The organism is Mycolicibacterium duvalii, assembly GCF_010726645.1.
Lineage (GTDB): Bacteria > Actinomycetota > Actinomycetes > Mycobacteriales > Mycobacteriaceae > Mycobacterium > Mycobacterium duvalii.
Genome location: NZ_AP022563.1, coordinates 2683405 through 2703511, shown reverse-complemented (window position 1 = coordinate 2703511; position 20107 = coordinate 2683405). Strand labels below are relative to the sequence as shown.

At 66.6% G+C, this 20107-nt stretch carries 17 protein-coding genes; 9 read left to right on the top strand and 8 right to left on the bottom strand.

All coding sequences use genetic code 11. The features are described from left to right. Positions 1-222 precede the first annotated feature (222 nt). Both G6N31_RS12695 and G6N31_RS12690 read right to left on the bottom strand, forming a co-directional pair. A complete protein-coding gene (locus G6N31_RS12695) occupies positions 223-699 on the bottom strand; it encodes a hypothetical protein (RefSeq protein WP_098002881.1) in 477 nt (158 codons plus the stop codon). Next, positions 699-2006 carry an AAA family ATPase gene (locus tag G6N31_RS12690; RefSeq protein WP_098002880.1) on the bottom strand — a complete coding sequence of 436 codons (1308 nt, stop codon included), beginning with the start codon at positions 2004-2006 and terminating at the stop codon, positions 699-701. The genes G6N31_RS12695 and G6N31_RS12690 overlap by 1 nt, the downstream gene beginning before the upstream one ends. A 236-nt stretch (positions 2007-2242) precedes the next feature. Between G6N31_RS12690 and G6N31_RS12685 the strand changes: the two genes are divergently transcribed. After that, positions 2243-2824, top strand: coding sequence for a recombinase family protein (locus G6N31_RS12685; RefSeq protein WP_098002879.1), 582 nt, complete (start codon positions 2243-2245; stop codon positions 2822-2824). Between the two features lie 268 nt (positions 2825-3092). Here G6N31_RS12685 and G6N31_RS12680 read toward each other — a convergent pair whose 3' ends face one another. The 3 genes from G6N31_RS12680 to G6N31_RS12670 form a co-directional block, all read right to left on the bottom strand. Continuing rightward, positions 3093-3311 (bottom strand): hypothetical protein, encoded by a 219-nt coding sequence (locus tag G6N31_RS12680; RefSeq protein WP_098002878.1) that lies wholly within the window; start codon positions 3309-3311, stop codon positions 3093-3095. A gap of 1 nt (position 3312) precedes the next feature. Next, entirely contained in the window at positions 3313-4185 is an 873-nt protein-coding gene (locus tag G6N31_RS12675; protein ID WP_098002877.1) for a RelA/SpoT-related domain-containing protein, read from the bottom strand. A gap of 695 nt (positions 4186-4880) precedes the next feature. After that, the gene (locus tag G6N31_RS12670; RefSeq protein ID WP_098002876.1) at positions 4881-5774 is read right to left on the bottom strand and encodes an NYN domain-containing protein; all 894 of its coding nucleotides are present in this window, start codon (positions 5772-5774) and stop codon (positions 4881-4883) included. A 109-nt stretch (positions 5775-5883) separates the two neighbouring features. Between G6N31_RS12670 and G6N31_RS12665 the strand changes: the two genes are divergently transcribed. Then, on the top strand, positions 5884-6579 hold the full coding sequence (locus G6N31_RS12665; protein ID WP_098002875.1) for an Ntn hydrolase family protein: 696 nt from the start codon (positions 5884-5886) through the stop codon (positions 6577-6579). Between the two features lie 120 nt (positions 6580-6699). After that, entirely contained in the window at positions 6700-8928 is a 2229-nt protein-coding gene (gene treS, locus G6N31_RS12660; RefSeq protein ID WP_098002874.1) for a maltose alpha-D-glucosyltransferase, read from the top strand. Between the two features lie 3 nt (positions 8929-8931). Here the strand turns inward: treS and G6N31_RS12655 are convergent, their stop codons facing one another. Beyond that, complete coding sequence (locus G6N31_RS12655) at positions 8932-10089, bottom strand: LLM class flavin-dependent oxidoreductase (RefSeq protein WP_098002873.1); 1158 nt, start codon at positions 10087-10089, stop codon at positions 8932-8934. A 171-nt stretch (positions 10090-10260) separates the two neighbouring features. Here G6N31_RS12655 and G6N31_RS12650 point away from each other — a divergent pair, with 171 nt between their 5' ends. From G6N31_RS12650 to G6N31_RS12630, 5 genes are all read left to right on the top strand, one after another. Then, the gene (locus tag G6N31_RS12650) at positions 10261-11607 is read left to right on the top strand and encodes an APC family permease (RefSeq protein ID WP_098002872.1); all 1347 of its coding nucleotides are present in this window, start codon (positions 10261-10263) and stop codon (positions 11605-11607) included. A 73-nt stretch (positions 11608-11680) separates the two neighbouring features. Then, entirely contained in the window at positions 11681-12361 is a 681-nt protein-coding gene (locus G6N31_RS12645; protein WP_098002871.1) for a PAS and ANTAR domain-containing protein, read from the top strand. Between the two features lie 42 nt (positions 12362-12403). Further along, complete coding sequence (locus G6N31_RS12640; protein ID WP_098002870.1) at positions 12404-12769, top strand: STAS domain-containing protein; 366 nt, start codon at positions 12404-12406, stop codon at positions 12767-12769. Between the two features lie 36 nt (positions 12770-12805). After that, positions 12806-16978 carry a SpoIIE family protein phosphatase gene (locus G6N31_RS12635; RefSeq protein WP_179964303.1) on the top strand — a complete coding sequence of 1391 codons (4173 nt, stop codon included), beginning with the start codon at positions 12806-12808 and terminating at the stop codon, positions 16976-16978. Then, entirely contained in the window at positions 16978-17289 is a 312-nt protein-coding gene (locus tag G6N31_RS12630; protein WP_098002868.1) for an STAS domain-containing protein, read from the top strand. The genes G6N31_RS12635 and G6N31_RS12630 overlap by 1 nt, the downstream gene beginning before the upstream one ends. Here the strand turns inward: G6N31_RS12630 and G6N31_RS12625 are convergent. Further along, a complete protein-coding gene (locus G6N31_RS12625; RefSeq protein WP_098002867.1) occupies positions 17286-18242 on the bottom strand; it encodes a DNA polymerase domain-containing protein in 957 nt (318 codons plus the stop codon). The two genes, G6N31_RS12630 and G6N31_RS12625, sit on opposite strands and share 4 nt — an antisense overlap. Positions 18243-18279: 37 nt before the next feature. Continuing rightward, positions 18280-18972, bottom strand: coding sequence for an HAD family hydrolase (locus tag G6N31_RS12620; RefSeq protein WP_098002866.1), 693 nt, complete (start codon positions 18970-18972; stop codon positions 18280-18282). Positions 18973-19160: 188 nt separating this feature from the next. Here G6N31_RS12620 and G6N31_RS12615 point away from each other — a divergent pair, with 188 nt between their 5' ends. After that, positions 19161-20102, top strand: a complete 942-nt coding sequence (locus G6N31_RS12615) for a DUF808 domain-containing protein (RefSeq protein ID WP_098002969.1) — start codon at positions 19161-19163, stop codon at positions 20100-20102. The last annotated feature ends 5 nt before the right edge of the window (positions 20103-20107 follow it).

The window sequence follows — 20107 nt, the reverse complement described above, 5'->3', positions numbered from 1 at the left end:
CTCGACGATGTTGTCGACATCGTCTTCGGTGAACATCGCCTCCGGCCCGGTGACCGCGAAGTCGCTGTACGGAGACTCGTATAATCCGAGCTGGACCGTGAATGAACGTTGCGGGTGGACGACCCCCACACTTCCATGTAGCCCTGCGTCCCTAATGTGGTGAGCTGGAGTCAGCCACGAGCACCCTGGCCGCCACTCAGCGACATGGGTCAACCCGGTGCATCACGCACGGCGGTATGAATCGAGCTTCTCGTCAATGGTCCATATCTCCACGGACCCCACGGCGCGACTGGCGGCGAACAGGTCCCGCTCGATAAGGATGGATAGGTCACCTGCGCCGAGGAGCTTATTCGTGAAGTGGTGCACAAGTGTCGATCCGGTGGAGTCACCTGCGATCAGCGCGGTGATGAACTCCTCATCCCAGTTCATCCTGTGTATGACCCAGGGTGGACTTGATTCGGCGGCGGCCTCAAGCGCCATCCGGAAGCGGTTGGCAGCAGCGTAGCGATCACCGGTGCACTGTTGGATGAAGTTGCCCGTCTCGATGATGCTGGTGATGGGAAGAACGAAGTTCACGTTGTTGTTCACGTGCTCGTAGAACAGTTCCTGCATTTCCTCGGCCCGCTCACAGCGACCGGGCACTCTAAGCAAGTTGCACAGGACGCTGGTGTCGATGAATAGGACGTCTACGCCCGGCATTAGGTGCCGAAGATCGTGCTGAGGGTGCTGAACATTCTGTCGCGATCGACAGGTTGCGGACGCACTCGGTCATGGACGGCGCTGTCTCCTAGAGATGTCTGACCGACGACTTCGAAATAACCGGGGAGGTCTGTGAGGCGATCGACACGGCTCCAACCTTCGGCGTCACGGGTGGACACCATAACGGAGCGATGGTCGTCGCCGGTGAGCGCATCCAGGATGGCCGGACTATGAGTGGTGGCGACCGTTCGCGTCTGGCGGTCGACGGCAGTCTGCTTCAGTCGATCGAGTAGCAGCGCGGCCTGCGAAGGATGGAGCCCATTTTCGAGTTCCTCCGCAACCAGCACTCTTCCGCTGCTGATTTCGCTGGACGAGCGCGCCGGGCTATCCAACAAGGCTGCAACGATGGCCAAAAATCGCAACGTGCCATCGCTCATAAGGCGAGCAGACACCGGCTGGGTGGTGCCGCCGATCTTCTCCTCGATTGTCACCATCACGTCTCCGAGTTCGCTCGAAACCGAGGCAAGGTTGGAGACCTGCGCCTCTGAAAGCTGGCGGGTCATCTCCAGAAGTGAGTGTCTTACTTTCGACTCGGAGGAGAGCCGCCTCAGCACGGCAGACAGGTTGTCCGCATTCCGACGCAGGACGTTGTCACGTTCGGGGACGTACTCCCGCATTTGATGCGGCACCGGATCGAGGATGAAGATGCCCGAGATGGCGGCAAGCATCGCCGCAGCCACTTCGTGGACTTTGCGTCCGGCTTGGGTGGTCGCTGGAACGCGAGTGGCTGCCTGCGACGTCAGCAATTGGTTGGCGCGCATCGTGATGGCCGGGTTGACGCCGCGCTTCTCGTTATGCCATCGGACTGAAATGTCTGCCGAGTGTGGGTCTGGCGGATCCGACTTGAGGTAGTCGATCGGCTCGCCCTTCTTGATCCCTGATGGTCGCGTAGCCCACAGCCGTTCAGACCTGACCTGGACCATAGGGGTTACTTGAACGTCGAGGTCAAGGAAGTACTCCCTCCCTTCATACGCAACGGTGCATCCGATCTGGAACGATGATTCGCCAAGGGGCGCGCAGCCTTCGGAGCCGCCTCTGACGACGGGTCCGCCGCGTCCGCCATCGAGAGCGTCGCGAAGATCGCCCCCTGCGGCCAAGGCAGATAGCACGGTCAGGCCATCAAGGACGTTGGACTTGCCGGACCCGTTTCGACCAACGATGAGAGTCAGCGAGTTAATCGGGATGGTTGCTTTCCGCACGCTCTTGAAGGCGTACAGCCGCAGCTCCGTCAACTCGGCCTGGGCCATGCTTATGCCCTCCTCCGTTTCCTGAGCGACGTCTCGCGAGCTTATCGGAGCAGAGACGTGCCAGTTCCGCCTGCAGGCGTCGCGTCTCGTAAACGATGGGTTGATGAGACTGCGGCGGTTCGCTTGCGGGGTCGAAGCAGACGGGGCGAACGCTGCGGTCGGCTGTCTTGAAAACCCGTCTCATAACCAGTATTCTCATAACCTAGAACAGTACGGAATTGTGAGACAGGGACGCGATGGCAATCATTGGATACGCAAGGGTCAGCACCACCGACCAGAACCCCCAGCTTCAACTCGATGCGCTCCGCGATGCCGGGGCAGCTCGCGTCTTTACCGACCACGGCGTGAGTGGCTCGACGTCAAGTCGGGCGCAGCTTGACGCATGCCTGGACCACCTCCGCGAAGGGGATGTCCTCACGGTCTGGAAGCTCGACCGCCTGGGGCGCAACACCCAGCACGTGCTCGCCGTGGTCGAGGAGTTGACCGCTCGCGGCGTTGGCTTCCGCAGCTTGACGGAGGGCCTTCACACCGACGGCCCGATGGGCAAGGCGATGCTGACGATCATGGCCGCCTTCGCTCAGCTAGAGCGCGACACCATGATCGAGCGCACCCGGGCCGGACTCGCTGCCGCAGCCGCCAACGGACGCAGGGGTGGCCGTCCGCGCAAGGTTGACGACGCCGATGCCGCGAAGGCTCGTAGCCTACGAGAGAAGGGCATCGCGGTCACCGACATCGCGAAGATGCTCGGGGTTTCGCGGGCCACCGTGTATCGGTATCTGGCCGACGATGCTCATGACATCCCGGTCCATCTTGGCTGAAGAGTCAGCCCTGACGAGTCGGGTTGTTAGCCGGTACGTGTACTTGCCCGGGCCGGGCGAGATGAGTTGTGCCGCAACCTGCCGCTACGGAGGCGCGGCGGCGAAGAGCCCCATCGCCGGGCACACTCTTGAGTCGGGTGAGTTCCGCGGATTTCGCACTCGGCGGTGTGCAACCAGGCGCGCACCTCGACGCTCAGTGTCTGCACGGCGTCGTGGATCGCCATGGCGCAGCGATCACTCGCTGAGGGTCGTCGAGTATCGCGAGGAACTAGCGGCTCGCAGGGAGTTCCTGGCCGGTGAAATAGCGCGAATGCGTGCGCCGGACAGTCTCAAGTGACTCGCTGATCAGGGCCACGATCTCGATGTCCTCGTCGACCCGCTCAGCGTCCATCTGCAGCCTGTACTCCATCGCCTCGTGAGGGGTGGCGAACTCGGTGACACGGCGGTTGCCTGTGCGGCGATTGAATTGGATCACGAAGCCTCGCATCTCAGACCTCTTCCTCTTCTTGTAAGTCACGGCGCAGTTCGCGGAGAATCTGAACGAAAAGCTCTATCTGGCTCCTCACTTTGAGAAGTGTTTCTGAGAGTTCCGCGAGCTGCGCACGCCCTAGCCCAACTACCTGGGCAGTGTTCAAGCCGTTCTCATTGACAAGGCTGTCCATCGGGTCCAACGCCGCTTCAGCAGCCAACTCTTCGATGGCGCGCTCTGCTTCCCACGCTGCGTCGATAACCTTTTCACGCAGCGCAATGATCTCGGAAACCCTGTGCATCTTATCGACAACCAAGCGGACGTCAGCGTTCTCGTGTCTTTCGCCGTAGCGGATGCCGCGGCCCAACAGCTCGGCGAAGTCCTCGTAGGCGTTCGCCCACTCACTTTGAGCGAGGGTCCTGATCTGCACCTCGACACGACCAGCGGGTAGGGCGAGCCAAACATGAACTGCTCTGTATCCGCTGTGTGGAGTCTCGCGCATATCTTTGATTCTTGATCGGGCGGCGCCGAAGTGTTCGGCGATATGTTCCGCGAGTTCCGTTTGATGTGTGAGGACCATGTCGGCGTCGACGCGCACACCGGCGAGGTCTTGCACCTGACCGAGTTTTAAGGTCGTCTGACGCTGCAACTTTTGCACGAGCGTGTCGACCGTCTTTGCCCGCGCAGTTATCGACAGCTGGTTCGGCGGCGTCGCGGCCCACAGCTCGGTCGCGATTCTTATCGCGGCCTCAGTCGCGAGTTCGTTGTGCCAGAGCATCACCTCGCCATATGAGGGGCAGTCGTCCGGGGTCGCGGCTCTGTCGATGACTAGGGCTTCCCCGAGGCGGCGCAGATCACCCTTCGACCAACTGGGTCTTTGTTCAAGATCCATAGCGGCAGCCTATGCCTGAGCCCAGCCGAGCGCTTCCAATGGAGATCGCAACTACGCCTGCATCCGGCGTCACGACGCAGCCCGCCGACACGGTGGTCACAGTGCTCGCGGCACACCGCTCTGGCGCGTGGATCCACGCCGCCGCGAAGGAGTCGGATCGATTACCGGACAGCGCAGCGGATCGTGAAGGCTGCCGCTCGTCAGCATCAGGGACTACCTACGGTCGGCTGGAGCCCCCAGCTTTTGGGCAACTGCTCAGTCGTCTTGGAGCCTTCCTCTAGACAGACAAGGTAGTGGTCTCGGTGGTAGCGAATACGTTCTAGATTGATCTTGTGGGTCGGTGCGGTTCTGAGCTGGCCGATCGACACGTGGGTTGCCGCATGGCGCACCACACCGTCGTCGCTGACCTCATCGAAGTGCTCCCCGCTGGCGCGGGGTGATCCCAACAAGACCGGGGCTAGTCGCGGAAAAGCTACGTGCTACCCGCTTGGCGGCGCGGGGGTGTGATGGCGTTGATGGCATCAACAACTCTCGCTGTTGCCGCAGGTCGCGGGGCGTCGTTTCCGCGTGTTTCAGGTGTTCAGTAGCGGGATACTTGCAGCTCAGTGCGAAAATTGCACCGGTTTCAATTCCCGGCAGCTCCACCGGAGAAGAGCAGGGCAGAGACGAGAGTCTCTGCCCTGCTTTGTGTCCCGTCACGCCTTGTCCTTCAGCCGCACCATCCGGGTGGTCGAGCTTTCGTCGAGGTCGACCACCTCGGCGCGGGACCGCAGGAACTCGCTGAACGATTTGAATCCCAGGGATTTCTCGCTGAACGACGGATCCATCCGCTTCATCTGCGCCTTCACCGCAGAGTTGTGCAGCCAGTCGGCATCGTCTTTCTCCATGCCGATGCGCAGCGCGCGGGTCAGCAGCCCGGTGGCCGCGACCTGCGGATCGGGTTCGTCATCGGCTGCCTCGGACGGCTCGACAGACTTCTTCCGCCCGCTGCGCCGCTTCGGGCCGGGTTCGTCGTCGGCGGGCGGCGGGGGCTCGAACACCGGGATCCCTGGCAGTGCGTCGTAGGTGACGAACTCGTCGCAGGCCGCCGCCAACATGCGGCTCGACGACCCGGCCACACCGATGCCGACGACGTAACGTCCCAGCCGTTTGCATCGCTGCGCCAGCGCGATGTAGTCGGAGTCCCCGCCGACGATCACCACGTGCGTCAGGTCCGGCAACCGGAACATGTCCTCGACCGCGTCGACGGCCAGCCGGATGTCGGCGCCGTTCTTGCCGTACGCCGCTGCCGGGAACAGCTGGACCAGGTCCACGGCGCGACCGACGAGTTGCCCGCGGTAGGCGGCATTGATCTCGGCTGACCAATCGGCGTAGGCCCGGGTCAGCACCAAGGTGCCGAACGACGACGCGAAGTCGATGATGGCCCCGACGTCGACCGTGGCGCGGGTCAGGCGGTCCGGGTATTCCTCCAGGCCCTTGGCCTTGTCGCGCTGAAACGAGTTACGGCCGTTGACCTGGTCGTACCGCGAGATCACGATGTTGTCGAAGTCGAGGTACACCGCTACGCGGGCCGCGCCGAGTTCCGTCATGGCACTCAGTGTGGTCGATCAGGCTCCTCCGGTCCCCGGTTGGCTCCACCCAGGTGCCGTTCCGGCCGTGAGACCATCGATTCATGCCCGTGCCGAAAAGAGTTGCAGCGTGACCGTCGTTCTGGCCATCCGGTGTGCGAACGGCATTGTGCTGGCCTCGGATTCGCAGATCACCGATCCCGGTCGCGGGCTGACCTACCCGGCCCAGAAGTTGCACTCGCTGGGCCGATACGCGGCGTGGGGCGGCAGCGGCTCGCGGGCAGTGCTCTACGACGTCGAACAGGTCTTCCACGACGAAGCCGACGCGATCGTCGAATCCAAGAACATCGGGCACGCGCTGCAGGCCAGGGTGCTGCCCATACTGAAGCACCACTACGACGCATTCATCCCGCAAGTGCCCGGTCAGGAGACCGCCGGCACCCCGGCCACCTACGTGCTGGCCGCCGGCTACTCCGGTGACGAACCGTTCATCGTCGACCTCGACCCGAACGGGCTCATCGGGCACCACGAGGAGACCGGCTTCCAGGCCGTCGGCAGTGGCGCGCCGCAGGCCCAACAGGCCCACGCGCTGCTCACCCACTTCCGGATGAGCGAGCGTGACCTCGACTACGGCGTGGTCGCCGCGCTGCGGGTGCTCGACGCCCTGGACGCGTCATCACCCAGTGTCGGCGGGCCGATGGACATCTGCCGGCTGACTCCGGACGGGGCTCACCATATGGACCCCGACGAGGTCGACGGGGTACGGCGCCGGGTCAGACGGTGGATCGAACTCGAGCGCGACGCGTTGGACCGCTTGTTCGACTGACCGCGACAGGCCCTCGAGCAGCAATCGGTTTCCGCCGGCGGCGCGGGGGCAATAATCCCTCACATCGCGGTGTGCCCGCTCCGAGGGGAAACTCAGTAGGTGGAAGTCAGGAGGACGGTTATGTCGGAGTTGGCCGACAGCGATGACGCGCCCGAGCCGGTCGAGCCAACCTATGCCGAACATCTGCACCCCGCGCGGCCCCGCACGCTGCGCTTCCGACCTCGGGTCAAGACCCCGTTCGCGCGGCGGTCCATCGCCCAGGACGGCCCGGCCAACGGCAACAACCCGGCGTATGTGGAGTGGCTGCGCGCACAGTCGATGCTCGCCGACGCCAACGAGATCAGTTCACAGTTCTCCGGTCAGGGCTCGATGTGGCAGAACCCCTACGCCACCCCCAACCCGCGTGCAGCCGTCGACACCGCGTCGGTGTGGTTCACCGCATACCCGCTGTCCCTGATCACCCGCCCGGACGAGTCGTTTCTCAAAGCGATGGCCAGCGAAGACATGTGGAAGGCGTTCGCCGAGATCGGAATCGAAGCCGTCCACACCGGCCCGGTCAAACGCGCGGGCGGCATCTCGGGCTGGCGGTACACGCCGAGCGTGGACGGCCACTTCGACCGGATCGGCACCCAGATCGATCCGGCCTTCGGCACCGAAGACGAGTTCCGCCAGATGTGCGCCACCGCAGCGTGGTACGGGGGCACCATCATCGACGACATCGTGCCCGGCCATACCGGCAAGGGCGCGGACTTCCGGCTCGCCGAGATGAAGTACGCCGACTATCCGGGCATCTATCACATGGTCGACATCGACCCCCGCGACTGGCACAAGCTGCCCGACGTCCCGGCCGGGGCGGACTCGGTCAACATCGACGCCGAGACCGAGGAATGGCTGGACAAGGCCGGCTACATCATCGGCCGCCTGCAGCGGGTCATCTTCTACGCCGAGGGCATCAAGGAGACCAACTGGAGTGTGACCCGGCCGGTCACCGGCGTCGACGGCGTCGAGCGGCGGTGGGTGTATCTGCACTACTTCAAGGACGGCCAACCGTCGATCAACTGGCTGGACCCGTCCTTCGCCGGGATGCGGCTGGTCATCGGCGACGCACTGCACTCGCTGGCCGACCTCGGCACCGGCGCGCTGCGGTTGGACGCCAACGGCTTCCTGGGCGTGGAGAAGGCGGCCAGTGAAGGCAACTCGGCGTGGTCGGAGGGCCATCCGTTGTCGGAGGCCGCCAACCACCTGATCGCGAGCATGGTGCGCAAGGTCGGTGGTTTCACCTTCCAGGAACTCAACCTGACCATCGACGACATCCGCCAGATCGGCGAGGCCGGCGCGGACCTGTCCTACGACTTCGTCAACCGGCCCGCCTATCACCACGCGCTGGCCACCGGCGACACCGAGTTCCTGCGCCTGACGTTGCGCACCACCCTCGATCTCGGCGTCGACCCGGCCTCACTGGTGCACGCGCTGCAGAACCACGACGAGCTGACCTACGAACTGCTGCACTGGGAGCACGGTCACCGCGACGACGTCTACTACTTCAAGGGCGACGAGATGACCGGAGAACAGATCGCCGCCAGTGTTCGTGGTGACCTGATCGAGCATCTGACCGGGCCGGACGCGCCGTACAACCGAACGTTCACGACGAACGGAATCGCCTGCACCACGGCCAGTGTGGTGTGTGCGGCTCTGGGCATCGTCGATCTCGACCAGATCACCGAGATCGACGACATCCGCCGCGCCCACCTGCTGCTGGCGATGTTCAACGCGCTGCAACCCGGGGTCTTCGCGCTGTCGGGCTGGGATTTGTGCGGGATGCTCACCCTGCCGGTCGGCGAGGTCGCCGAACTGGTGGCCGGCGGTGACACACGCTGGATCAACCGGGGCGCGCACGACCTGATGGGGGCCAACCCGCGTGCCACGCAGTCGACGGCCGGGATGCCGGCCGGGCGCTGCCTGTACGGGTCGATCCCCGATCAGCTCGCCGATGACACCAGCTTCGTCCGGCAGCTGCAGGCGATCCTGAAGGTGCGTTCGCACTACGGGATCGCCATCAGCCGGCAGGTCGACATCCCCGAGGTGTCGCATCGCGGAATGCTGGTGATGGTCCACGAACTCGACGGCGGGGGACAGCTGGGGCTGACCGTGCTGAACTTCGCCAACGAACACATCGCCGGCAGCGTGCGCTCGGAGTTCCTGCCGCCTGGCGCTCAGGTGTCGGACATGTTCAGTGGCCACGACCTGACCACCGTCGACGACCTGCACAGCTTCGCCGTGGAGATCGCCCCGCTGCACGGTCTGGCGCTGCTGGTCCAGCCGGCTGAGGCGGCGGACGAGGACGGCTGAGACCTACCGCACCTGCTTGGCCGCCTGTTCGGCCGCATGGTCTTCGATCGCCTTGCCGATGGCGTGCGCGGCCCGGTCCACGAAGGTCGTACCGCTGCCGGTGACCCAGTCTTGCGACGCCTTCGGCGCGGCGAGTTGCCCGGTGAAGTGCGGAATCACGTACTGCGCGAACAGTTCATAGCTGTGCAGCTTCGCCGCCGGCGGTGCCCAGTCGTGGTCGAACAGCAGGAAGGCCCCGAATCCGCCGTCGCTCGCCTCGACCAGGTCCTCGATCTTGGCGATCGCGTCGTCGGGGGTGCCGATCACCGCGAATCCCGACGTCCGATTGTTCTCGACGATCTCGGCGACGGTGTCACCCTGTACCGGTCCGGCCGGCAGCAGGTGTGCGAAGTAGCGGGAGAAGTCGGCGATGCCGTACTCGACGTCACGCTCGGCCTGCTCGCGGGTCTCGGCGAGATGCATCGGCCCCACCAGGCGCCACTTCGAGCGGTCGGCGACATGACCGTGCTCCGCGGCGACCTCCTGCCAGGTGTTCCAGTGCTGGGCCAGCAGATCCATGCCCTGCTTGGCAGTCGCCGCGATCGAGAGCATGCCGATACCGTGCCTGCCCGCGCCGCGCGGCCCGGTCGGCGAGAACGTCGCCGCGACGGCGATGTCGAAGCACGGGTCGCTGTAGGGCCGCAGTTGCAGACGGGCATCGGCCAAGGTGAAGCCGTCGGTGTCCATGGTCACCGTCTCGCCGCGCAGCAGCCGCACGATCGCGTCCAGGCATTCCTCCATCCGGGGGCGCTGCGCGTCGGCGGGGATACCGAGCATGTGCGCGTCGGAGGTCAGTTGGCCCGGGCCGCATCCGAGCATGACCCTGCCCCGGGTGAGGTGATCGAGCAGCACCATGCGATCGGCGAGCATCAGCGGATGGTGGTACGGCAGTGAACTGACCCCGGTGCCGAGCTTGATGTGTTTGGTTCGTTCGGCCGCCACCCCGATGAACACCTCCGGAGAGGCGATGATCTCGAACCCCGCCGAGTGGTGCTCGCCGACCCATGCCTCGTGGAAGCCCAGCCGGTCCATCGCGACGATCAGCTCGAGATCGCGTTCCAGCGCCAGCGTCGGGTTCTGACCGACGGGGTGGAACGGTGCCATGAAGTTGCCGAAACGCATCTGCTGATTCTGGCCGCTGCGGCCGCGGGCGTGATCGCAACGCCGAAAAAACGGGTACCGAGCTGGTTCTGGCGTCCCGGCGGACTGCTTTCGATCGCGCGGCGGGGGGTATGCCTCGACACGGCGCGCGGCCCTGGCGCGTCGATCGTCCGATCCGACGGGAGACCGACCATGTCGTCTGACACCGACGCCGCCGCGAAGACCGAGGCCGAACCCACGCGGCTGGCCCGCAAGATCACCGGGCCGCTGTTGTTCCTGTTCATCCTCGGCGACGTGCTCGGTGCCGGCGTGTACGCGTTGATGGGTGTGCTCTCCGAGGAGGTCGGCGGGGTGCTGTGGGCGCCGATGGTGCTGGCACTGCTGCTCGCGCTGCTCACCGCGGGCTCCTATGCGGAACTGGTGACGAAGTATCCGCGGGCGGGAGGCGCCGCGGTCTTCGCCGAACGGGCGTTCAAGAAACCGCTGATCTCGTTTCTGGTCGGCTTCAGCATGCTCGCCGCCGGGGTGACCAGCGCCGCCGGCCTGTCGCTGGCGTTCGCCGGGGACTACCTGGCCACCTTCGTCGACGTCCCGGTCATTCCGGCCGCGCTGGTGTTCCTGGCGCTGGTGGCGGCGCTGAATGCACGCGGTATCAGCGAGTCGCTGAAGTCCAACGTGGTGATGACGATGATCGAGCTGACCGGCCTGCTGATCGTGATCGCGGTCGTCGCGATCATGATCGGCCGCGGTGGCGGCGACGTGTCGCGGGTCGGGCAGTTCCCCGAAGACACCACACCGGCGCTGGCGATCCTCGGCGGCGCCATCATCGCGTACTACTCGTTCGTCGGGTTCGAGACGTCAGCCAACGTCGTCGAAGAGATCCGCAACCCGACCCGGGTCTACCCGCGAGCCCTGTTCGGCTCGTTGATCACCGCCGGAGTCATCTATGCGCTGGTCGGACTGGCCAGTGCGATCGCGCTGCCCTCCGAGGACCTGGCGCAGTCGTCGGGCCCGTTGCTGGAGGTCGTATCGGCCACCGGCGTGGGGGTTCCGGAATGGCTGTTCAGCCTCATCGCGCTGATCGCCGTGGCCAACGGGGCGTTGCTGACCATGATCATGGCCAGCCGGCTGACCTACGGCATGGCGGTGCAGGGGCTGCTTCCCGGGGGACTGGCGACCGTGCTGCCCAACCGGCGCACCCCGTGGGTGGCCATCGTCGCGACCACCGTGGTGGCGATGCTGCTGACGTTGACCGGCGATCTGTCCACCCTCGCCGAGACCGTGGTGCTGCTGCTGCTTTTCGTGTTCACCTCGACCAACGTCGCGGTGTTGGTGCTTCGCCGTGACCCCGTCGACCACGATCACTTCCGGGTCTGGACGGCCGTGCCCGTGCTCGCCGTCGGATCCTGCGTGCTGCTGCTGACCCAGCAGAGCGCCACGGTGTGGCTGTTCGGCGCGATCCTGTTGGCGGTGGGCGCGGTGCTCTACGCGGCGGCGCGGCGGCTGGCCGACCAGCCACTGTTGCGCAGATCGCGATAATCCGCAGGTGAGCTGCGGCGGCGGAGCTCAGCTAACTCACCTCCCAATCCGGAGAAGATGGAATAATGCGCTGATGGCAGATCCTGCACGAACCGCGCCGCCCGGTCGGGGCACCGGCGTGACGCGCGATCTGCGCGCGGGGGAGTTCCGCTTCTGGTTCGTGGGCCAGCGGTGGGAGTGGTCCGACGAGGTGGCCCTGATGCACGGCTACCAGCCGGGAACGGTCACCCCGACCACCGAGTTGTTGCTGGCCCACAAGCACCCCGACGATCGGCAGCACGTGCAGGAGCTACTCGATCGGGCGCTGCACGCCGGCGGCTCGTTCTCCAGCCGGCACCGCTTCATCGACACCGAGGGCCGCGAGCATTCGGTGCTGGTGCTCGCCGACCGGATGTACGACAACCGCGGCGCGGTGATCGGGACCGAGGGTTATTACATCGATCTCACCGACACCCTGGCTCAGGCCCGGCGCGCAGCGCTCGACGAGTCACTGCCGGATCTGTTCGAGGCCCGGGCCGCGATCGAGCAGGCGAAGGGCGCGTTGATGCTGGTGTACCGCGTCGATGCCGAACAGGCGTTCAAGATCCTGCAGTGGCGTTCGCAGGAGACCAACATCAAGTTGCGTACGCTGGCGACGCAACTGGTCGCCGACCTCGGCGCCGTGGAGGTCAACACGGGGGCGCTGCGCCACGAGTTCGACCATATTCTGCTGACCGTCCATCAACGGGTCGGTACGGCCGCGGGCAGTAACTAGAGAAAGTGGACGTCAGATGGCGAGGGGTGGATACGGAGGCCGGTGGGTCCGTTAGATGTGCGGTCCGAGGACGCCGGCGGGGCGATCCTGGTGTCGGTCAAGGGGGAGATCGACTCGGGCACAATCGAAGTTCTGCATCCGGTGCTCGACGACGGGATCGGTCGGGCGCTCGAGGCTGCGGCGCGGGTGGTCGTGATCGATCTCGGCGACGTCACCTACTTCGGCAGCGCTGGGCTCAACGCGGTGCTGGGTTGTTTCGAACGGGGTGTCGAGGCGGGCGTGGCAGTGCGCGTGGTCGCCACAAACACCGAGGTCACCCGGCCGCTCGAGATCACCAAGCTGGATCGCGTGTTGCGGCCGTACCGATCGGTGGCGGCCGCGCTGTCCGACGATCGCGCCCCGGAGTGACCGCTGAGACGAAGCTCGACACGCCGAATGCGCACCATGGCTGAAAGTCGTTCTGAAACAACGATTTTCGACGCCGGGGGTGCTATCGGCCTGGACTACGCGAAGGTGGACTGGACGGCCACCCCGCTGGGGCAACCGCAGACGTGGCCGCAGAGTCTGCAGACCGCCGTCAGCATCTTGCTGTCATCGCGGTTCCCGATGTGGATGGGGTGGGGGCCGGAACTCACCTTCTTCTGCAACGACGCGTACCGTCGCGATTCGCTCGGGCGCAAGTATCCGTGGGCGCTGGGCCGGCCGGCCTCTGAGGTGTGGGCCGAGATCTGGGCCGACGTCGTCCCCCGCGTCGAACAGGTTCTGTCCAGCGAAGAGTCCACCTGGGACACCGAGTTGCTGCTGTTCGTCGAGCGGTCCGGCTACACCGAGGAGTCCTACCACACGTTCAGCTACAGTCCGCTGCACGACGATTCCGGTGATGTGGTGGGGTTGCTGTGCGTGGTCAGCGAGGACACCGTGCAGGTGATCGGTGAGCGCCGGATGGCCACCCTGCGCGATCTGGGTTCGGACCCGAGTGTGGTGCGCACCGAGAACGAGATCATGGCGTTCGCCGACCGGCAGCTGTCGCAGAATCTGCGCGACCTGCCGTTCACGCTGACCTACCTCTACGCCGAGGATGGTTCCGCCCGGCTGGCCGGGCGCAGCGGGGTGCCCGACGGTCATCCGATCGCAGTCGCCGAACTGGCCCGCGACGGCGACAACCTGTGGCCGACCGCCGGGGCCGCGGCGGGCGAGTCGGTTCTCGTCGAGCTCACCGCCGACCGGTACCCGGATCTGCCGACCGGCGACTGGCGCAAACCGCCCAGCCGGGCGCTGGTGGTACCGCTTCTGCAACAGGGTGATTCGCCCGTCGGTTTTCTGGTTGCCGGCTTGAACCGCTACCGGCTGCTTGACGATGCCTACCGCGGCTTCGTCACCCTGGTCGCCGGTCACATCGCGGCCGGCATCGGGTTGGCCCGCAGTTACCGCAGCCAGCAGCGCCGGGCCGAGGAACTGGCCGAGCTGGACCGGGCCAAGACCACGTTCTTCTCCAACATCAGCCACGAGTTCCGCACCCCGCTGACGTTGATTCTCGATCCGGTCGCTGAACTGCGTCGAGCCCAGGATCTCGACCAGGGTGTGCGGCAGGAACTCGATGTCGTGTGGCGCAACGGATTACGCTTGACCAAACTGGTCAACACGCTGCTGGACTTCTCGCGCATCGAAGCCGGCCGCACCCAAGCCAACTACGCGCCGGTCGACCTCGCCACCATGACCGCCGAACTGGCCGGTGTGTTCCGCTCCGCGGTGGAACGTGCCGGCCTGGCCCTCGACGTGGACTGCCCGCCGCTGGGCGAACCGGTGTACGTCGACCGCGACATGTGGGAGAAGGTCGTCTTCAACCTGCTGTCGAACGCGTTGAAGTTCACCTTCGACGGCTCGATCAGTGTGCGTGTCCGCCGCGCGGGCGACGCGGCCGTGGTCGTGGTGTCCGACACCGGTACCGGCGTGCCCGCCGCCGAGATGCCCCGGCTGTTCGAGCGTTTCCACCGGATCGAGAACGCGCAGGCCCGCTCGCACGAGGGCAGCGGGATCGGCCTGGCCCTGGTCAAGGAACTGGTGGAACTGCACGGCGGCACCATAGTCGCCCACAGCGCTGAATCCGCCGGCACCACCTTCACCATCCGTATTCCGTTCGGCACCGCCCATCTTCCCGACAATGCGATCGCGGCCGCAGTCGGGCGGCGGGGCGCCGGTGTCGGCGCGGACGCCTACGTCGAGGAGGCGCTGCGGTGGCTGCCCTCCGGAGTCGGCCCACCCGACCCCGCCACCGAGGTGCCGGCGCCGGAGGACACCGCCGTCGGGTCGGCGGCAAACAACAATGACGATGGCCAACCGACGCGGATTCTGATCGCCGACGACAACGCCGACATGCGCGGCTACCTGACGCGGCTGTTGCGTTCGGACGGCTACCAGGTCGACGCCGTCCTCGACGGTCAACAGGCGCTCGACGCCGTGCGCACGAACGCGCCTGATCTGGTGATCAGCGACGTGATGATGCCGCGGGTGGACGGCCTGGCGTTGGTGGCCGCGTTGCGCGCGGACCGGCGCACCGCCGCGGTGCCGATCCTGCTGCTCTCCGCACGCGCCGGGCAGGAGGCCTCGATCAGCGGCTTGGAGGCCGGGGCCGACGACTACGTGGTCAAACCCTTCGCGGCGGCCGAACTGCTGGCGCGGGTGCGGGCCAACGTCGATCTGGCCCGGTTGCGTGATCACCACGCGCGCTGGCGCACGGCGCTGGTGGATTCGCTGCAGGAGGCGTTCTTCGTCGTGGACACCGACGGCGCGGTCATCGAGATCAACAATGCGTTCGGCCACATCCTGGGTTATGACGCATCGGGGCTGCCGTACCGTCCGGAATACCCGTGGTGGCCGTCGATCGACACTGACCCCGAGGCGCACCAACGGGTCGCCGAGACGCTGCGCAGTATGCAGGAGTTGCCGCACGGCACGGTCTCGGCGGTACCGGTCAACCACCGCGACGGCCACCGACTCTGGGTCGCCACGACTTTCACTCGGGCGCACGATCCCAACACCGGTCGCACGGTGGTGGTGGGAACCATGCGCGACGTCACCGCCGAGCACTACCTGGTGCAGCGCGAGACGGCGCTCTCATCACTGAATCAGGCCCTGGCTCAGGCGGATACGCTCGACGAAGCCGTCCGTGCCGCTGCCCGGGAACTGCAGCAGGTATGGCAGGCGCGCCGGGTCCTCGCCATCACGCTGCCCGCCGCCGGCAGCCGAGAGGACGATGACTCGGCTCCTCCCCTGATCTGCGTCGGGGCGCCAGCGCAATGGGACGGGTTGTCCGAGCAGACCCGGCAGACCGTCATCGCGCTGCGCGACGGCGAACTGCTTGCCCCCGAGATCGCTCACGCCGGATCAGCCGGTGTGGCGCTGCAGCATCCTCGAGGTGTCCTCGTGCTCTACGTCGAGTTGGCAGAGCAGCGGCGGTTCACCGACGAGGACCACACGTTGCTGACGGTGCTTGCCGGTCGGCTCGGCCAGGGCCTGCACCGGGTGCACCAGATCGACCAGCAGCGCGAGACGGCGCTGGCGCTCCAGCACGCGATCCTCGGGCCGGCAGTGTCGAGCGGCTTTGCGGTGCGCTATCAGCCGGCCACCCGGCCGCTCGAGGTCGGAGGCGACTGGTATGACGTCGTTCCTCTCGACGACGGCCGGATCGCCGTGGTCGTCGGAGACTGTGTCGGACACGGGCTGGACGCGGCGACGGTGATGGGCCAGCTGCGCAGCGCCTGTCGCGCACTGCTTCTCGAGCATCCCAGCCCGGCGCGAGCGCTGGCGGGGCTGGACCGCTTCGCGGCCCGACTGCCCGGGGCACGGTGCACCACGGCGTTCGCCGGGGTGCTCGACCCCTCGACCGGTGACCTGGTCTACTCCTGTGCCGGGCACCCTCCGCCGATCCTGGTCGGTGCCGACCGGTCCACCAGCCTGCTCGACCAGGCCCGTGCGACGCCGTTGGGATTGACGTACGCGCCCGAGCGGCCAGAGGCGCGCACCACGATGCCGGCGCGGTCGACGCTGCTGCTCTACACCGACGGACTGGTCGAGCGTCGGCGCGAATCGATCGACGCCGGTATCGCGCGCGCCACCGACGTGGTGCAGGCCCATCGGTCCACCGCGCTCAACGAGCTGGCCGACATCATCATGGCGCGGTTGGCGTCGCAGGACGGCTACCGCGACGACGTCGCGCTCCTGCTCTACCGCCAGCCCGGACCGCTGGAGCTGGACATACCGGCGCACGTTGCGGAGCTGGCGTCCAGCCGGGCCGCGTTGCGGGAGTGGCTGGACCGCGCCGGCGTCGGGACCGAGCAGTCGCTGGATGTCCTGATCGCGGTGGGGGAGGCGGTGGCCAACGCCATCGAGCACGGTCATCGCGACTCGCCGGGCGGCGCCGTGCGGCTGCGAGCGGTCGCACTGGCCGACCAGTTGCATCTGACCGTCGCCGACACCGGCCGCTGGAAGGTGCCCGCGGCGGTGCCGTCGGCACATCGCGGCCGGGGCATCTCGTTGATGCGTGCGCTGATGCAGGAGGTCACCATCGACGCCCAGTCCGCGGGGACCACGGTCCAGATGCACACGAGGATTCGGTGATGGCGACGCCTCTCGACGTCGGCACCGAGCGTCGCGCCGACGGCACCACCGTCCTGACGGCCGTCGGTGAGCTCGACATGAGCAACGTCGCCGTCTTCGGTGATGCGATCGCGGCCGCGCGGGCGGCCAGCGACGGCGCCATCCTGCTCGTCGACCTCAGCGGTGTCGACTACCTCGACAGCGGCGCGATCAACATTTTGTTCGAGCACGCTGACGCGATCGAACTCGTCGTCAACCCGATTCTGCTGCCTGTGCTGACCGTCAGCGGTCTCACCGGCGTCGCGACCGTGCGGCCCGCCCCGGAAACCTAGGTGCCGGCACGGCGGGCGCGGGCGCGGCGTTTGCCCTCGTGCATCGCGGCCACCCGGGCCACCGGAATGGTTCTGCCGTGTTCGATCAGCGCGTCGGGCAGGCGCTGCGGGGCGGGCATGGTCTCGGTCCACGGGTCGCGCCCGGCCAGCGCGTCGACGGCGGTGCGGACGGTGAGGTCTGCGGGGGTCACCTGCTCCAGATCCGACCAGGACAGCGGAAACGACACCGGGGTTCCCGGGCGCAGCCGCGGGCTGTAGGCCGATGCGACGGTGGCCCCGCCGGCTCGGGTGGCGTCGACGAACACCTTGCCCTGCCGATCCTCGACGATGAACGCCGTCGTGGCGGCCGACGGATCCAACGCTTCGGTGCGCGCCGCGAGGGCACGGGTCGCCGCGGCGACGTCGTCGACCGGGGCGCTGTCGTCGATGGGTACGAAGATGTGCACACCACGCGAACCGCTGGTCTTCACCGCACCGGATAACCCACTGTCGGCCAACGCTTGTCGAACCAGGTGAGCGACCCGCACGACGCTGCGGAAGTCGGCGCCGCCGGGCGGGTCGAGATCGAGTACCAGGTGCGTGGGCCGGTAGAGGTCCTCGGCCAGGCCGAGCGCCGGATGGAACTCGATGGCACGCTGATTGGCCAGCCACAGCAGGGTACGGCGATCGTCACAGACGGCGTACCGGATCTCCCGGTGCGACGACTCGGCCCAGATCGTCACCGTGCGAACCCATTCCGGGGTGTACTTCGGAACGTTCTTCTGCATGAACGGCGCCCGTCCCCGCAAGGCGCGCAGCACCGTCAATGGTCGCCCCGCCAGCACGGGCACCATGCGGTCGGCGACTGCGTCGAGGTAGTCGACCAGGTCGCGTTTGGTGGCACCGGATTCGGCGGCCAGTTCCTGGTCGAGGTTGGTCAGGTCGACCCCGGCGCGCTGTTCCCCGGTACCCATCGCGCCAGTCTAGGGCGGTGCCTGCGGCGCAGCGCCGTCATCGGCTCCCGGAGCCCCGGGCCGCCAGCTCGCCGATTCTTGTGGAGTCGAGCTTGGCCAAGAGATCGGCGGCGTCTTCGAACACGTCCATCGCACCGGCGTCGTACAGTTCGGCACGCGACACTCCGCCGCTGAGGACCGCGATGGACGCGACACCGGCACGAGCGGCGGCCTCGCAGTCCCACACCGCGTCCCCGATGAAGACCGCATCCTGGGCCCCCACCCCGGCGCGATCCAACGCCACCTGAACGATGTCGGGCCTGGGCTTGGCGATGTCGACATCCTGCGACGACGTCACCTCCGCGACCACCTCGTCGCAGTCGAGAACCTCGCGCAGCATCTGCAACTCGTCCTCGGGGGCCGACGTGGCCAGCACCACCTGCAGGCCCCGCTCGGCGACCCGGCGCAGCAGGTCGCGGGCCCCGGGCAACGGCGACAGCACGGAGGCGGCTTGCCGGTAGTACTCACTGTGCCGGTCCTTCAGACGATCGAGCACCTCGGACTGCGCGCCGTCGCTCAGCGTTTCGACCAGCGTCGTACCGTCCATGCCGATACAGCGGTGAATACGCCAGCCGGCCACGGGTATCCCCTCGTCGTGAAAGGCCCGCAGCCACGCGCCGACGTGCAGGTAGTTGGAGTCCACCAACGTGCCGTCCACGTCGAACAGCACGGCCGGACGCTTCGTCGTCATCGAGAACCTCGTCACCGTCAGCAGGCGGCCGCAGACAACGGACAACGCCGCAGGCCACCTGACTCGATGTCCCGGCAGATACCCGGGTGCCGGACCACCGAAACGCACCCCCGCCGCAGGACGAGACCGCGGTTCTGGCCGCGGGTATCGTTGCCAGCCATGTCCGGCACACAGACCGAGAGGGTCCGATGAGCGCAGGATTGTTCGCGCTCCTCGACGACGTCGCGATGCTCGCCCGGCTGGCCGCGGCCTCGGTCGACGACATCGGGGCGGCCGCCGGACGCGCCACGGCCAAGGCCGCCGGCGTGGTGATCGACGACACCGCCGTGACGCCGCAGTACGTGCACGGCATCGCCGCCGAGCGAGAACTGCCGATCATCAAGCGCATCGCGATCGGATCGCTGCGCAACAAGCTGGTGTTCATCCTGCCCGCGGCGCTGCTGCTCAGTCAGTTCCTGCCCTGGCTGCTGACACCGATCCTGATGCTGGGCGCGACGTATCTGTGTTACGAGGGCGCGGAAAAGGTCTGGGGCCGGATCACCGGCCATGACGCGCATGCGGCTCCGGTCGCGATGGTGGGCCCGGACGCCGAACGGCAGATGACCTCCGGCGCCATCCGCACCGACTTCATCCTGTCCGCCGAGATCATGGTGATCGCGCTGGACGAGGTGGCCGATCAGTCTTTCTTCCCGCGGCTGATCATTCTCGTCGTGGTGGCGTTCGTGATCACCGCGGTGGTGTACGGCGTCGTCGCCGGCATCGTGAAGATGGACGACATCGGGCTGAGCCTCGCCCAACGGTCCTCGACGTTCGTCCAGAAGGTCGGGCGGGGACTGGTCAAGGGCATGCCCAAACTGCTCAGCGCGCTCGCGGTGATCGGCACGGTGGCAATGCTGTGGGTCGGCGGCCACATCCTGCTGGTGGGCACCGACGAACTGGGCTGGCACTGGCCCTACAGCATGGTCCACCACGCCGAAGATGCCGTGCACCACGTCGCCGCTGTCGGCGGGGTGCTCGGCTGGCTGGTCAATACCGCAGCGTCGGCGGTCATCGGGTTGATCGTCGGGGCGATCGTGGTGGCGGTGATGCATGTGCTGCCGTTCGGCCGCAAGGAATCCGGCCACGCTTAAAGGTC

Bases quoted from the DNA above. Each gene is read 5' to 3' on its own strand.
- treS (WP_098002874.1), top strand. From the start codon at position 6,700: ATGTCGGAGTTGGCCGACAGCGATGACGCGCCCGAGCCGGTCGAGCCA.
- G6N31_RS12690 (WP_098002880.1), bottom strand. From the start codon at position 2,006: ATGGCCCAGGCCGAGTTGACGGAGCTGCGGCTGTACGCCTTCAAGAGC.
- G6N31_RS12685 (WP_098002879.1), top strand. From the start codon at position 2,243: ATGGCAATCATTGGATACGCAAGGGTCAGCACCACCGACCAGAACCCC.
- G6N31_RS12645 (WP_098002871.1), top strand. From the start codon at position 11,681: ATGGCAGATCCTGCACGAACCGCGCCGCCCGGTCGGGGCACCGGCGTG.
- G6N31_RS12695 (WP_098002881.1), bottom strand. From the start codon at position 699: ATGCCGGGCGTAGACGTCCTATTCATCGACACCAGCGTCCTGTGCAAC.
- G6N31_RS12630 (WP_098002868.1), top strand. From the start codon at position 16,978: ATGGCGACGCCTCTCGACGTCGGCACCGAGCGTCGCGCCGACGGCACC.
- G6N31_RS12625 (WP_098002867.1), bottom strand. From the start codon at position 18,242: ATGGGTACCGGGGAACAGCGCGCCGGGGTCGACCTGACCAACCTCGAC.
- G6N31_RS12680 (WP_098002878.1), bottom strand. From the start codon at position 3,311: ATGCGAGGCTTCGTGATCCAATTCAATCGCCGCACAGGCAACCGCCGT.
- G6N31_RS12635 (WP_179964303.1), top strand. From the start codon at position 12,806: ATGGCTGAAAGTCGTTCTGAAACAACGATTTTCGACGCCGGGGGTGCT.
- G6N31_RS12675 (WP_098002877.1), bottom strand. From the start codon at position 4,185: ATGGATCTTGAACAAAGACCCAGTTGGTCGAAGGGTGATCTGCGCCGC.
- G6N31_RS12670 (WP_098002876.1), bottom strand. From the start codon at position 5,774: ATGACGGAACTCGGCGCGGCCCGCGTAGCGGTGTACCTCGACTTCGAC.
- G6N31_RS12650 (WP_098002872.1), top strand. From the start codon at position 10,261: ATGTCGTCTGACACCGACGCCGCCGCGAAGACCGAGGCCGAACCCACG.
- G6N31_RS12615 (WP_098002969.1), top strand. From the start codon at position 19,161: ATGAGCGCAGGATTGTTCGCGCTCCTCGACGACGTCGCGATGCTCGCC.
- G6N31_RS12620 (WP_098002866.1), bottom strand. From the start codon at position 18,972: ATGACGACGAAGCGTCCGGCCGTGCTGTTCGACGTGGACGGCACGTTG.
- G6N31_RS12655 (WP_098002873.1), bottom strand. From the start codon at position 10,089: ATGCGTTTCGGCAACTTCATGGCACCGTTCCACCCCGTCGGTCAGAAC.